Source organism: Chloroflexota bacterium (assembly GCA_014360805.1).
Classification (GTDB): domain Bacteria; phylum Chloroflexota; class Anaerolineae; order DTLA01; family DTLA01; genus DTLA01.
In genome coordinates this window covers 1-12760 of record JACIWU010000086.1, presented here as the reverse complement: position 1 = coordinate 12760, position 12760 = coordinate 1, and the positions used below count along the sequence as shown (strand labels likewise).

At 66.4% G+C, this 12760-nt stretch carries 11 protein-coding genes; 7 read left to right on the top strand and 4 right to left on the bottom strand.

Features of this window, described 5'->3' with window-relative positions:
- The first annotated feature begins 354 nt into the window (after positions 1 to 354).
- The 3 genes from H5T65_12145 to H5T65_12135 all read left to right on the top strand — a co-directional run bounded on the left by H5T65_12145 (position 355) and on the right by H5T65_12135 (position 2924).
- Entirely contained in the window at positions 355 to 546 is a 192-nt protein-coding gene (locus H5T65_12145) for a DUF1858 domain-containing protein (protein ID MBC7259986.1), read from the top strand.
- Between the two features lie 150 nt (positions 547 to 696).
- Positions 697 to 1812: a glycosyltransferase family 4 protein gene (locus H5T65_12140; protein ID MBC7259985.1), complete on the top strand. Its 1116-nt coding sequence runs from the start codon at positions 697 to 699 to the stop codon at positions 1810 to 1812.
- A gap of 8 nt (positions 1813 to 1820) precedes the next feature.
- A complete protein-coding gene (locus H5T65_12135) occupies positions 1821 to 2924 on the top strand; it encodes a glycosyltransferase (protein ID MBC7259984.1) in 1104 nt (367 codons plus the stop codon).
- A 3-nt stretch (positions 2925 to 2927) separates the two neighbouring features.
- Here the strand turns inward: H5T65_12135 and mutY are convergent, their stop codons facing one another.
- The 4 genes from mutY to H5T65_12115 all read right to left on the bottom strand — a co-directional run bounded on the left by mutY (position 2928) and on the right by H5T65_12115 (position 7628).
- A complete protein-coding gene (mutY, locus tag H5T65_12130; GenBank protein MBC7259983.1) occupies positions 2928 to 4043 on the bottom strand; it encodes an A/G-specific adenine glycosylase in 1116 nt (371 codons plus the stop codon).
- A 39-nt stretch (positions 4044 to 4082) separates the two neighbouring features.
- Complete coding sequence (locus H5T65_12125; GenBank protein MBC7259982.1) at positions 4083 to 4730, bottom strand: HEAT repeat domain-containing protein; 648 nt, start codon at positions 4728 to 4730, stop codon at positions 4083 to 4085.
- A gap of 264 nt (positions 4731 to 4994) precedes the next feature.
- Positions 4995 to 6146 (bottom strand): N-acetyltransferase, encoded by a 1152-nt coding sequence (locus H5T65_12120; protein MBC7259981.1) that lies wholly within the window; start codon positions 6144 to 6146, stop codon positions 4995 to 4997.
- A 177-nt stretch (positions 6147 to 6323) separates the two neighbouring features.
- Positions 6324 to 7628 carry an NAD(P)/FAD-dependent oxidoreductase gene (locus H5T65_12115; GenBank protein ID MBC7259980.1) on the bottom strand — a complete coding sequence of 435 codons (1305 nt, stop codon included), beginning with the start codon at positions 7626 to 7628 and terminating at the stop codon, positions 6324 to 6326.
- A gap of 725 nt (positions 7629 to 8353) precedes the next feature.
- On the opposite strand from H5T65_12115, the gene H5T65_12110 reads away from it, so the two are divergent.
- From H5T65_12110 to H5T65_12095, 4 genes are all read left to right on the top strand, one after another.
- A complete protein-coding gene (locus H5T65_12110; protein MBC7259979.1) occupies positions 8354 to 8710 on the top strand; it encodes a hypothetical protein in 357 nt (118 codons plus the stop codon).
- Positions 8711 to 8744: 34 nt separating this feature from the next.
- Positions 8745 to 10445 carry a hypothetical protein gene (locus H5T65_12105; GenBank protein MBC7259978.1) on the top strand — a complete coding sequence of 567 codons (1701 nt, stop codon included), beginning with the start codon at positions 8745 to 8747 and terminating at the stop codon, positions 10443 to 10445.
- 1 nt (position 10446) lies between these two features.
- A complete protein-coding gene (locus tag H5T65_12100; protein ID MBC7259977.1) occupies positions 10447 to 11814 on the top strand; it encodes a radical SAM protein in 1368 nt (455 codons plus the stop codon).
- A gap of 78 nt (positions 11815 to 11892) precedes the next feature.
- On the top strand, positions 11893 to 12642 hold the full coding sequence (locus H5T65_12095; GenBank protein MBC7259976.1) for a methyltransferase domain-containing protein: 750 nt from the start codon (positions 11893 to 11895) through the stop codon (positions 12640 to 12642).
- Positions 12643 to 12760: the final 118 nt, after the last annotated feature.

Here is a 12760-nt window from a genome sequence, read left to right as displayed (position 1 = left end):
GCCATGCGCGCCGCCCTCCGCAAGCGCCTGGGCAAGTAGCCGCGGCTTCCCCGGCTCGGTTCTATCTTGAGTCGGTGCAAAGTGCGACGCCCTTTCGGATCGCACCCGTTTTCTCACCGCGGAGAGCGCCGAGTACGCGGAGATTCCAAGGCAAACCTCTGCGGTCTCTGCGCGCTCGCGGTGAATCCGAGTTCATAGGGCGGCTTTCCATAGCCGCCGGGGGCAGGCGGCAGGTATGGAAACCTGCCCTGGGCGCTTCCCCCACCCGATTTGCTATGGGCGCGCTTTGGCGTATAATATCGCCGTAGGCTGGATAGCAATTCAAGGAGGAATGCGGTGACGCTCACAAAGGACATGCCTATCGGTCGGATCGTTCAGGAGTATCCCCAGACCGTTCCGGTTTTCCTGAAGCACGGTCTGATGTGCTTTGGCTGCGCGGTGGCCCGTTTTGAGAACCTGGAGCAGGGTGCCATCGCCCACGGAATTGACGTGGACGCCCTGCTGCTGGACTTGAACGAAGCCATCAAGGAGCGGGAAGAGGAATAACCCCGAACGGCCCATCGCCGAGACACAGGCCCTATCTCTACGGAGGTAGGGCCTTTGTTTTGGGCATGAGGGTTCCGCCCCTTGCGCGCGCCCGCCGCGATTGACACGGCGGGGCAATCCGACTAGACTTCAGCCCGCTGGAGCGGAGAGATGCGCGTCGCCATAGACGGCCGGTACATCCAGGATCACTTTCCGGGCATCGGGCGCTACACCTACAACCTGGTGCGCGCGCTGGCCGCGCTGGGCCAGGGCGCCGAGTGGCTCGTCATCACCAACCCGCGCCTGGTCAACACCCGCTACGATCTGTCGGCCCTCGGCGCGCCGTCGGGGGTTCGGCTGGCGCCCTGCGACGTGGGCACGTTCTCGCTGCGCGAGCAGACGGCGCTCCCGCGCATAGTCGCCGACATGCGGGTCTCGCTGCTCCACTCGCCCTACTACATCAAGCCATTCCGCCTGCCGGTGCCGTCGGTGCTCACGTACCACGACGTGATCGGCCTCGTCTGTCCGTCTTCGCTCCCGTCGGCGCGGGCGCGCGTGCTCTTCCGCCTGTTGTCTCACCTGGCGCTGGCGAGCGCGGCCCGTGTCATCCTCCCGTCCAGGTCGGCCCAGCGCGATGTGGCGCGCTACTTCGGCGTGCCCGAGGGTAAGAGCACCGTTATCTATGAAGGCGCCGACCCGCAGTTCCACCCCCAGCCCGCCGAGGCCGTGGAGCGGGTGCGTCGGAAGTACGGGCTAGATGGCCCCTACGTGCTCTACGTGGGCATCAACAAGCCGCACAAGAATGTGGAGACGCTGGTGGAAGCGTGGGCCAGGGCCAAGCTGCAGGCCACGCTCGTCCTGGCGGGCCGCGAGGACCCGCGCTACCCCCAGGCGCGTCAGCGGGTCGCGGCGCTGGGGCTGGAAGGCCGCGTGCGGTTCCTGGGCGATGTGCCTGAGGCGGACCTCCCCGCGCTGTACACCGGCGCGGCGCTGTTCGCGTTCCCTTCGCTGTACGAGGGGTTCGGCCTGCCTGTGCTGGAGGCCATGGCGTGCGGCGCGCCGGTCGTCTCGTCCAACGCGGCGAGTCTCCCCGAGGTGGTCGGCGACGCGGGGCCTCTGCTCCCGCCGCTGGACGTGGAGGCGTGGGCCGAGGCGCTGGCGGGCCTGCTGAACGATGCAGCGACGCTGGCGGCGATGCGGTTGCGCAGCCTTGCGCGGGCCGGCGAGTTCTCGTGGGACAAGGCCGCGCGCGCCACAATGGCCGTGTACCAGGAGGTGGCTCTGTGAGCGTCCCGATTCGCGTGCTCCACGTGTACAAGGACTACTTCCCCGTGGTCGGCGGGATTGAGAATCACGTGCGATTGTTGGCCGAGCGCCAGGCGGCGATGGGGTTGGACGTTACGGTGCTGGTTACGAGCCGCACCCGCCGGACAGAGCAGGTGAGCCTCAACGGGGTGCGGCTGATTCGGGCGGCGCGCCTGGCCACGGTGGCGTCCACCCCCATCAGCGCGATGCTGTTCGTCTGGCTGCGCCGCCTGCGACCCGACATCGTGCATCTCCAATTCCCATATCCGGTGGGGGAGGTGGCGAATCTCCTCGTGGGGCGCGCGGCGCGCACCGTCATCTCCTATCAGTCCGACGTGGTGCGGCAGAAGGGCTGGCTGCGGCTCTATCGCCCCGTGCTGTGGCAGGTGCTTCGGCACGCCGATTGCCTCATCGCCAGCACGCCCAACTATGTGGAGTCGTCGCCGTACCTCAGCCGCCTGCGCCAGAAAGTAGAGGTCATCCCGCTGGGCATAGACGCGACGCCGTTCCTGCGCGAGTCGCCCGCGGCCCGCGAAATCCGCGCCCGGTACGGCGAGCCGCTGCTGCTCTTTGTGGGGCGGCTGCGGTACTACAAGGGACTGGACTGGCTCATTCGGGCGATGCCGCGAATTCCGGCCACGCTCCTGGTGGTGGGCACCGGCCCCATGGAAGCGGCCTGGCGGCAACTGGCGCACGAGGTGGGCGTGGCCGACAGGGTGGTATTCGCGGGCGATGTGTCGGATGAGGACTTGCCGGCCTACTATCAGGCCTGCGACGTGTTCGTGTTGCCCGCTTCCGAGCGGTCGGAGGCCTACGGCCTGGTGCAGTTGGAGGCGATGGCGTCGGCGCGGCCGGTCATCTGCACCGAGTTGGGCACGGGCACGTCCTACGTCAATCGGCACGGCGAGACGGGCCTGGTGGTGCCGCCGCGCGATCCCGACGCCCTGGCCGATGCCTGCAATCGCCTCATCGCCGACGCCGCGCTGCGACAGGAGATGGGAGCGCGAGGCCGCGCGCGGGTGCAGGCCGAGTTCACCGCCGAGCGAATGGTGGAGCGCGTCGTGGCGCTGTACGAGCGCCTGCTGGCCCGGTAGCGCCTAGCGCGGGCCGCCCGCTTGCGATTCGGCCCGCAGTGCGTCCAGGATGCGCAGGTCGGCCGCCGAGAACGCCAGCGATTCCGCCTCGTCCAACCGTATCCACCGCCACGCCGCGCAGCCGATGGCGCGGGGTTCGGGTTCGCCATCCTCCATCCATGCGTGGAAGGCGTGCAGCGTGATGCGGAAGTGGCTGTAGGCGTGCCTGACCACCGTGAGCCGCTCGCCGACGCGGATTCGGACTCCGAGTTCCTCCAGAATCTCGCGGCGCAGGCAGTCTTCCAGCGACTCGCCGGGTTCCACCTTGCCGCCGGGGAACTCCCACAGTCCGCCCAGCAGCCCCTCGGCGTTGCGTTGGGCGATGAGGAAGATCCCAGGCTCGCGCCAGATGACGGCGGCGGTAACGTCGTAGTGGGGGGTCTGCTTGCGCGTGGGGCGATTGGGGAACAGCGCCTGCTGGCCCGTGGCGAAGGCCGCGCAGGCGAACGCCCACGGGCATTGCGTACACAGGGGGTTGCGGGGCGTGCAGACCGTGGCGCCCAGTTCCATGAGCGCCTCGTTGAACGCGCCGGCTCGGCCGGCTGGCAGCAGCGCCCGCGCCCGATGCCACAGGGTTGCATCCAGTCGGGCGCGGCTGGGTTCGGCCACGGCGAAGGCGCGGCTCAACACGCGGCGGATGTTGCCATCCAGCGCCGGCTCGTCGCGGCCAAAGGCGATACTCAGGATAGCGCCTGCGGTGTAGCGTCCCACGCCCGGGAGCCGCCGCAGCGCCTCGGCGTCGCTGGGCACTTGGCCCCCGTGCGCGGCCACAATCCGCTGCGCTGCCGCGTGCAGATGGCGCGCCCGCGCGTAGTAGCCCAGCCCCTCCCATGCCTTGAGCACGTCGTCCAATGACGCCTGCGCCAGCGCCTGAACGTTGGGGAATCTCTGCACCCACCGCTCAAAGTAGGGCACCACCGTTTCCACCCGCGTCTGCTGGAGCATCACCTCGGAGATCCACACGCGGTACGGGTCGCGCGGGGTGGTGCGCCAGGGGAGCGGGCGCAGGTGGTCGGCGGCCCACTTCAGCAGCGCGCCCTGGAGTTCCGCGTACCGGATGGATGGCGGGTGCTGTTCCATGATCGTCGGAGTGCGCGCCCCTTGCGGGCGAGGCGCGGCCTAGTCCCGGCCCAGCAGCGGGCTTTCCCTGCTGTCGGCGGTGGCGCGGCTCAACTCCATGACCTCCACGGTGCAGTCCAGGCACCAGGCCGGGCCGTCGCCGGGGCGGATCAGGGGCGCGCCGCAGCGCAAGCACCGCAACACCTCGCCGCTCTCGGCGAGCAGGTCGTTGACCAGTCGCCAGTCCACGTCGCGGCGGAGGTTGAACCGCTCTTTGTAGCCGCCGATAGGGACAGCCCCGATGACCTCAAGCGCCGCCGCGTAGGCCGCGTAGCGCACGATGCGGTCTTCCTCGGTGTCGCGCAGCGTCTCCAGCAACTGGCGCAAGGCTCCCTTGTCGCGGGTGCGCGCCAGAATCGCGCCAAGCCCCCGCGCCGCCATAGCCCTGACGTTGGGCTTCGCGTCGTAGCGCAGAACGTACTCGCACAGTGGGCGGTAGTCGGCGATGCGCCAGCGCAGGGCCAGCACCTCCACGGCGGCCGCCCGCACCTCGGGCGAGTCGTGCAATACGAGATTCTCTATGTCCTCACCGGCCTCCAGCAGGAAGCCGTCGGCGAAGCATCGCAGGACGGCGGGGATGTCCTCGTCGTCTATGCGCCCGTCGCGCAAATCGTCTAGCAAGTCATGCAACGATAACCGTTCACCCATGGATGTTTTCAGAATACCTCATCATCTCAAACTCGTGCCATGCACGAGACGCGATTATACGCAAAGCGGCGATTTTGGCGAATGGGCGGGTGCGGGATAATGACGAACGACCTGCGCGAATGGGAAATAGAGCGTAGGGCAGGTTCCCATACCTGCCCCCGCCCTCGGCGGCTATGGAAAGCCGCCCTACGTGCTGTAGCCGCGAATGACGCAATCCACGCGAATGGGAAAGACCCCAAGAGTCTCCGCGACCCTTGGGGGTCTCTAGCGGAGCGGCTTGTCGTAGATGCGATACGTCTTGTACACCCTGCCGCCCATGAACTGGATGTCGCGATTCATCATCAGGTTGCTCTCCAGAATCCACGACATCTCCGCGTGGGCGTAGCCGCGCGGCGCGGCGTTGATGGCCGTGTCGTAGTAGAACAGCGCCGAGATGCCCTTCATGCGGTGCTGCTCCACAACGCCCATGGCGAACACGCGGCAGATGGTGAACTTCTTGAACATCTTGTACCACAGCAGCCGCACCAGCGCCGGAATCAGCCTGCCGCCGGTTCCCTTCAGAGCCTGGTTGATGTCGGGCAGCGTGAGGGAAAACCCCACCGGCTCCCCGTCTATCTCGGCGATGAGCACCAGGTTGGGGTCTATCACCATCTTCAGGTTTTCCGCCAAGTGGTCAAACTCCGCGTCGGTCATGGGGACGAACCCCCAGTTCTTCTCCCATGCGGAGTTGTACACCTTCTTGATGCGCTCCACCTCGTTGTCAAAGTCCTTCAGGTTGATCTTGCGCACGACGATGCGCGAGCGGGCGCGCACCTTCTCCACCACCCGCGCCAGTTTCTCGTTGCGCACGACGCCGTCTTTGCTCACCACCTCGTCGGTGTCCAGCCAGTAGGCGTACAGGTCCTGCGCCTTGGTGAACCCTGCCCGCTCAATGAACTCGGCGTAGTAGGGCGGGTTGTACGTCATCAGGGCGACAGGGCTGGAATCAAACCCATCCACCAGAAGCCCGCACTCCTCGTTGGTGGAGAAGTTCATGGGGCCTCGCAGGACGTCCATACCGCGCGCCCGCACCCAGTCGGCGGCGGCGTTGAGAAGCGCCTCGGCCACCTCGTAGTCCTCAATGCACTCAAAGAAGCCGAAGAAGCCGGTCTTCTCGCCGTGGAACTGGTTGTGGATATGATTGATATGCGCCGTGATGGTGCCCACGGGTTCGTCGCCGCGCAGCGCCAGGAACAGTTCCACATCCGCGTGCTCGTAGAAGGGGAACTTCTCGCGGTCAAACATGGCCTTGCGGTCCATGCGCAGGGGCGGGACCCAATAGGGGTCGTTGCGGTACAAATGATAGGGAAAATCCACAAATTGCTTGAGTTGCCTGGGGGTTCGGACCGGCTCCACACGCAGTTGATGGCTAGACATCGGTTGCCTCCTGGTGGTGAGATTGTGCTCGCGAAGGCGGGCAGGAGCACCGGCGCCGGCATGCGACGCCCGACGGCCTCCGGCGTATTGTAGCACTCCGCGGCCGCAGGGCCAAACCCGCCTGCGGCTGTCCGCCTTGCCAATAGGCACAACACCGCAGGCGGCAATCCGCTTCGCCTACGCGCCGCCCGACTCCAGAATCTCGGCGGCGACCTTCTCGCCGTAGGCCACCGCGTAGTTCATCCCCCGGTCCTCGGGGTAAATCTGCGCCATGCAGCACAGCCATAGCCCCTGGGCCGGCGTGCGGAACGGCGGGCGTATCTGCGAGTAGTGCAGACCCACCACGGGCTGCGTGTAGCGTTCGCGCCAGGCGTAGAGGGCCTCCACCCAGTCGGGCGAGAACTCCGGGAAGACGGTGCGCAGGTGCGGTAGGTACGCTTGGAACAGTTCTTCGGCCGACATGGCGTAGAAGGGGTCGTTCGGGTCCATGTAGCGCGACACGTAGGCCAGGTGATGCCCGCCGTACTCGTCGGGGCGCTGCATGTTGGTGTGCTCCACCACGGCGACGAAGGGGATGTTCGGGTCGTTGATGTTGAGCCAGTAGGTGGTGGAGAGGCTCCGCTTCAGTTTCATGATGAGGCAGGCGTTGGCCAGGTACTTGATGCGGGCGAGGCGCTCGCGGTACTCCTGGGGCAGGCCGGGGGCCATGTGGAGCAGGATTTCGGGCGCGGTCGTTGCCAGGACTAGGTCAAAATCCTCGCGCCGCCCGTTGGACACGACGCCTGTGGCGCGGCCGCTCTCAATCACCACGCGCTCCACCGGCGACGACAGGCGGATGTCCACGCCCAGGCCCCGCAGCCGCGCCTCAAAGGCCTCAATGGCGCGCCCGAACCCGCCGACCAGGTAGCCCAGGTGCTCCGCCTGGCCTTTGCCGCGCGACCCCCCGCGCAGTTTCAGTTTGTTCCAGAACCAGACAGCGGCCACCTCGTCGGCGTAGGTCCCGAACTTGTTGCGCAGGAGGGGATACCAGACCACCTCGTACACCTGCCGCCCGCCCCACTTGATGAGCCATTCCTTGGCGGTGATCTCTTCCAGTTTTCGCCAATCGCGGACAAAGCGCGGGATGATGGCCAGGGACCCGAGCCGCAGCCGATTGACCAGGCTCAACGGTTTGAAGCGGATCACGTCCAGGGGCGTGGCCAGGCGGAAGATGCGGTTCACGTACCAGGTGCTGGTAACGGTGGGGTTCCAAACCAGGTCGCCGCCAAGCCCCAAATCCTCAATGAGCCGCACCATCGTCCGGTCGCTGGTGAACAGGTGGTGGTAGAACTTCTCCAGATACGCGCCGTTGACGCGGAAGGAGCCGGCCAGCCCGCCGAGCGACTCGTCGCGTTCGTACAGCGTGCACGTATGACCGGCCTTCGCCAATTGGTGCGCGGCGCTCATCCCTGTGAGTCCGCCGCCGATGATGGCAATTCTCATAGACGATTCACCTCGCCTGGAATCTGCAATTTTCCGCCAATCCGCGCGCCCCGTCGGGGACGCCGTGAGGGATTTTACCACAGGTGGGCCACGGGCCGAAATGGCGGTGCGGGCTGGCGTCATCCACGAATCCCACGAATCGGCACGAATGTAATGGCCCCGCAGGGGGCTCCGCCTACGTAGCGCGGGGGGTTAGCGCGCGGGTAGGCTGACCTCACCCCTGTCCGCCCCTGAACCGCCAGCGGAGAGGGGGAAGCCGAAGGCTGGGGGTGAGGTGTGCCCCACGCCCGACGCTGAAGCATCGGGCTGAAGGGGCGAAGCCCTGCGGGCTGGCCCAGCCCCGAAGGGGCTTTGCACCTGTAGCGCGGGGGTTCAGCCCCGCGCGGGCACACGCGCACGCGGTTTTCGCGCCCTTTCCCTTTCGTGTCCTTCGCGATCCAAACGCCCCTCACCCTAGCCCTCTCCCGGCGGGAGAGGGAACGACGCCTCGCGCGGGCTGGCCCAGCCCCGAAGGGGCTTTGTTCCGTCAGCGCGGGGGTTCAGCCCCGCGCGGGCACACGCGCACGCGGTTTTCGCGCCCTTTCGTGTCCTTCGCGATCCAAACGCCCCTCACTCTAGCCCTCTCCCGGCGGGAGAGGGAACGACGCCTCGCGGCTTTGCCAGCCAGGCACTCCTACGCTATAATGCAAATCACGGTACCGAATCCCGCCACAAGGAGGCAGGACATGTCCGCTGGCAAGATTATCGGCTACATCTTCGCGGGAATCGCCATCCTGTTCGGCGTGCTGTTCCTCATCGCCGCCTCTTACGACAGGCTCGTCGCCCGGGCCATCATCGCGGCCGTCCTCATCGGCATCGGCGTGGTCATCATCATCGCCATCAAGATGCGCGAACCCAAGCCGAAACAGGAGATCATCCAGAAGATAGACGTGTCCGGCGACATCGCCATGGAGCGCCTGAAGTGCAAGAACTGCGGCGCGCTTCTGGACAAGGACAGCATCAAACTGGCCGAAGGTGCCATCGTCATCTCGTGCCCTTACTGCGGCACAACGTACCAAATGGTGGAAGAACCGAAGTGGTAGCCGACCCCGGCGGCTGATTCTGGAGGTTGACCCTATGCGAACAGGCCTCAAATGGCTCGCCCGATTCGCGCTCGTCATCCTGGCAGCAGTCCTCGTCGCCGCGCCTGCTGCGGCCCAGGACTATCGCTTCCAGGTCAACGAGCGCCTCGTGCACGTGTACATCAACGACGACGGTTCCATCTGGATTGACTACAACATCACCTTCACCGCCGACCCAGGCTCGCATCCCATAGACATCGTGGACATCGGCCTGCCCAACTACGACTACAGCCTGGCCGAGGTCAAAGCCGACGTGGGCGGGGTCGCCATCTCCGACATCCGCCACTCGGAATACGTGAAGCCGGGGATTGAGGTCCACATGGGCAAATTCACCATCCCGCCAGGCGGGACGGGAACGCTCCACGTCCTGGCGCGGGTGCGCAACATGGTGTTCCAGGACACGTCGGACCCCGACTACGCCAGCATGGAGTTCATCCCCCACTGGTACGACAGCGCCAACGCCCACGGCACGATGCACCTGGAGATCGTGGTGCACTTCCCCGAGGGTGTAACCAGCGAGGAGTCGCGTTACCACGACACGAAGTTCACCGACGCGGCCATCGTGGACAATCGGGTAACCTACGCCTGGATATTTCCCGATGCCTCGCCCAGCCGACCGTACAAGGTGGGCGTGTCGTTCCCGAAGAAGTACCTCAAGAGCGGCATAGAACTGAAGGTTACCCCGGAGCCTCTCCCTCCGGCGGCAGGCGGGACCGACATCACCGACATCCTGTGCAGCGGGCCTTTCTGCGTAATCCTGGGCATCCTCGGGTTCATCGCCTTCATCGTCGTTAGCATCCGCAGCGCCAACGCGCGCAAGATGAAGTACCTGCCCCCCACGGTGGGCGTGGAAGGCGCGGGCGTGAAGCGCGGGCTGACGGCGGTGGAAGCGGCCATTCTCCTGGAAGCGCCCCTCAACCGCGTCCTGACCATGATCCTGTTCGGCCTGCTGAAGAAGGGTGCGGTTACGGTGCTGTCCGACGACCCGCTACGCCTGCAGGCGAACGAGCCCGCGCCGGAGGACCTGCGCGATTACGAGAAGGAGTTCATCGCCTGCATTGAGGACAATCAACTGGACGAGAAGAAACTTCGGCAGATGATGGTGGGTCTGGTCAAGGCGGTGAACGAGAAGATGAAGGGGTTCAGCCGCAAGGATTCGGTGGCCTACTACAAGGACCTGGTGAGCCGCGCCTGGCAGCAGGTGGAAGCCGCCGAAACACCCGAAGTCAAGGCGCAGCGCCTGGACGAAGGGCTGGAGTGGACGATGCTGGACGAGGACTGGAACAAGCGCGTCGGCCGCACCTTCGGCGACGAGCCGGTGCTCCTGCCGCGGTGGTGGGGCTACTACCGCCCCTGGGCCACCAGCACCAGCACCGCTTCGCGCGGCGACGGGCAGACGGTATCGGCCCCCAAGACAACCACCGGCGACGCGGGGCGCGCTCCCACCATGCCCACGCTTCCGGGCGCCGCCTTCGCCAACACCATCGTGTCGGGCGTGGAAAGCCTGTCCAACCGCGTCGTCTCCAGCGTGGAACGCTTCACGGGAAGTATCTCGTCCATCACCAACCCGCCGCCCCCGCCGCCTAAAACCAGCAGCAGCGGACGCTGGCGGAGCGGTGGCAGCGGCGGGTGCGCGTGCGCCTGCGCGTGTGCGTGTGCGGGCTGCGCCTGCGCGTGCGCGGGAGGAGGTCGTTAGCATGGGTTTGCTGGACACCATTCGCAACTGGTTCACGCCCGAAAAGCCGCTCCAGAAAGGCATCTACCACTATCGGTCGCCCGCAGGACAAGAAGAGCGGTTCCGTCTCCATCTACGCGTGGAAGACGACGGCCGGGGCATCCTGGTCATCAACGCCGCCAAGGTGCTCCATCTCAACCAGACAGCCACGGAGTACGCCCGCCTCATCCTGCAGGACAAATCCTCGGACGAGGCCGTGCGCGAGATCACGCGCCGCTACCGCGTGAGCAAGGAGCAGGCGCGCAAGGACTACGAGAGCCTGCGCGATACGATTCTCACCATGACCCGCACCGACGACGTGTGCCCCATCACGTACCTGGACGTGGAGCGGATAGACCCGTTCAAGACGCCGGTCTCGGCCCCCTACCGCATGGACCTGGCGCTCACCTATCGGTGCAACGACGACTGCCCCCACTGCTACGTGGCCCGCGACCGCAACTTCCCGGAGATGCCCACCGAGGCGTGGAAGCGGGTGATTGACCACCTGTGGGACCTCGGCATCCCCCACGTGGCCTTCACCGGCGGCGAGGCCACCCTGCGCAGCGACCTGGCCGAACTCATCCAGTACGCGGAAGATGTGGGCCTGGTAACGGGCCTCCTGACCAACGGCCGCAAACTGGCCGACAAGGCGTATCTGCAAAGCCTGCTGGACGCCGGCCTGGACCACATCCAGATCACCCTGGAATCCCACGACGAGGCCATCCACAACAAGATGGTGGGGTGCTCGGGCGCGTGGGCCGAGACGGTCGCGGGCATCGCCAATGCCGTCGCCGCCGACGTGTACGTCATCACCAACACCACCCTTACCCGCGACAACGTGCCGACGATTGAGGACACGATTGACTTCCTGGCCGAACTGGGCATCCGCACCTTTGCGTGCAACGGCATGATCTACTCGGGCAGGGGCAAGGTGGTGGGCACGGGGTTCACCGAGGCCGAGTTGCAGGACATCGTCCTGCGCGTCAAGGCGGCCGCCGCCCGCAACCAGATGCGCCTCATCTGGTACACGCCGACGCAGTACTGCGAACTGGACCCCATCAAACTGGAACTGGGCATCAAGACGTGCACCGCCGCCGAATTCAACATGTGCGTGGAACCCAACGGCGACGTCATCCCCTGCCAGAGTTACTACAAGCCGATGGGCAACATCCTGAAGGATGACTGGGACTCCATCTGGAACAGCGAGACGGCCCGCTGCCTGCGCGACCGCACCTGGATTCAGGAGAAGTGCAAGGACTGCCCAGACCTGGATTTGTGCGGCGGGGGCTGTCCGCTATACGTGGAGGAGCACGCCTACCGCTGCCTGGACACGCAATCCAACGCGGTGTAAGGCAGCGGTCAGCCGGCAGAATGGCGAAAGGCTAACCGCTGATTGCTGACTGCTGTTGGCTTCTTGGGGGCGCATGCCATGCAGCCAGCCCTGACGCCCGACGAATGGGCCGAGCACTTCCGGCGGCAGGCCGAATGGACGCGCGCGGCGCGAAACTACCTGTACCGCCGCGCCGACCTGTTGCGCGCCCGCCGCGTGCTAGACGTGGGCTGCGGCACGGGTGTCATCACCGAGGAGATGGCGGCCCGCACGCGGGGGCGCGTCGTGGGGCTGGACATCAACCCCGAATTCCTGCGCCGCCGCGAAGGGCCGCACGCCGACTACCTGCTGGGCGACGCGCATCGCCTGCCGTTTGCCCACGCCGCCTTTGACGTCGTCCTGTGCCACTTCGTGCTCATGTGGCTGCGCGACCCGCACCAGGCTCTGGCCGAGATGGTGCGCGTGGCCCGCCCAGGCGGCTGGGTGCTCCTCTGCGCCGAGCCCGATTACGGCGCGCGCCTGGACTACCCCGACTTGCCCCACGCCGCCTGGCACATTGAGGCGCTCCGGCGCGAGGGGGCGGACCCGTTCGTGGGGCGCAAACTGCGCGCCCTGTGCGCCGAGCAGGGGCTGGATGCCGAGGTGGGGTGCTTGTCCACGCCGTGGACGAGCGAGGCAATCCGCGACTCGCTGGACGGCGAATGGGCGACCCTGAACCGCATCACGCGCGAATTCGTGAGCGAGGACGAACGCCGCGCCGTGCGGGCGCGCGAGGAAGCCGCCATCGCCCGCGGCGAGCGGTTCGTGTTTATGCCCGTGTTCTACGCGGCGGCGCGAGTCCCCGGATAGGCGCCGCTCTCGGGCACTCCTGCGCGCGGCGTCAAACCCCCTCGCGCCGCGGGTTCAGGGGATGCAGAGCAATTTGGCAGGTTGCTCCACGCGGGTGGGGATGAATCGCCGCTCGGCC

Excerpts from the sequence above, each read along its gene's own strand:
- H5T65_12145 (MBC7259986.1), top strand. The coding sequence starts at position 355 with ATGCCTATCGGTCGGATCGTTCAGGAGTATCCCCAGACCGTTCCGGTT.
- H5T65_12140 (MBC7259985.1), top strand. The coding sequence starts at position 697 with ATGCGCGTCGCCATAGACGGCCGGTACATCCAGGATCACTTTCCGGGC.
- mutY (MBC7259983.1), bottom strand. The coding sequence starts at position 4,043 with ATGGAACAGCACCCGCCATCCATCCGGTACGCGGAACTCCAGGGCGCG.
- H5T65_12125 (MBC7259982.1), bottom strand. The coding sequence starts at position 4,730 with ATGGGTGAACGGTTATCGTTGCATGACTTGCTAGACGATTTGCGCGAC.
- H5T65_12120 (MBC7259981.1), bottom strand. The coding sequence starts at position 6,146 with ATGTCTAGCCATCAACTGCGTGTGGAGCCGGTCCGAACCCCCAGGCAA.
- H5T65_12115 (MBC7259980.1), bottom strand. The coding sequence starts at position 7,628 with ATGAGAATTGCCATCATCGGCGGCGGACTCACAGGGATGAGCGCCGCG.
- H5T65_12110 (MBC7259979.1), top strand. The coding sequence starts at position 8,354 with ATGTCCGCTGGCAAGATTATCGGCTACATCTTCGCGGGAATCGCCATC.
- H5T65_12105 (MBC7259978.1), top strand. The coding sequence starts at position 8,745 with ATGCGAACAGGCCTCAAATGGCTCGCCCGATTCGCGCTCGTCATCCTG.
- H5T65_12100 (MBC7259977.1), top strand. The coding sequence starts at position 10,447 with ATGGGTTTGCTGGACACCATTCGCAACTGGTTCACGCCCGAAAAGCCG.
- H5T65_12095 (MBC7259976.1), top strand. The coding sequence starts at position 11,893 with ATGCAGCCAGCCCTGACGCCCGACGAATGGGCCGAGCACTTCCGGCGG.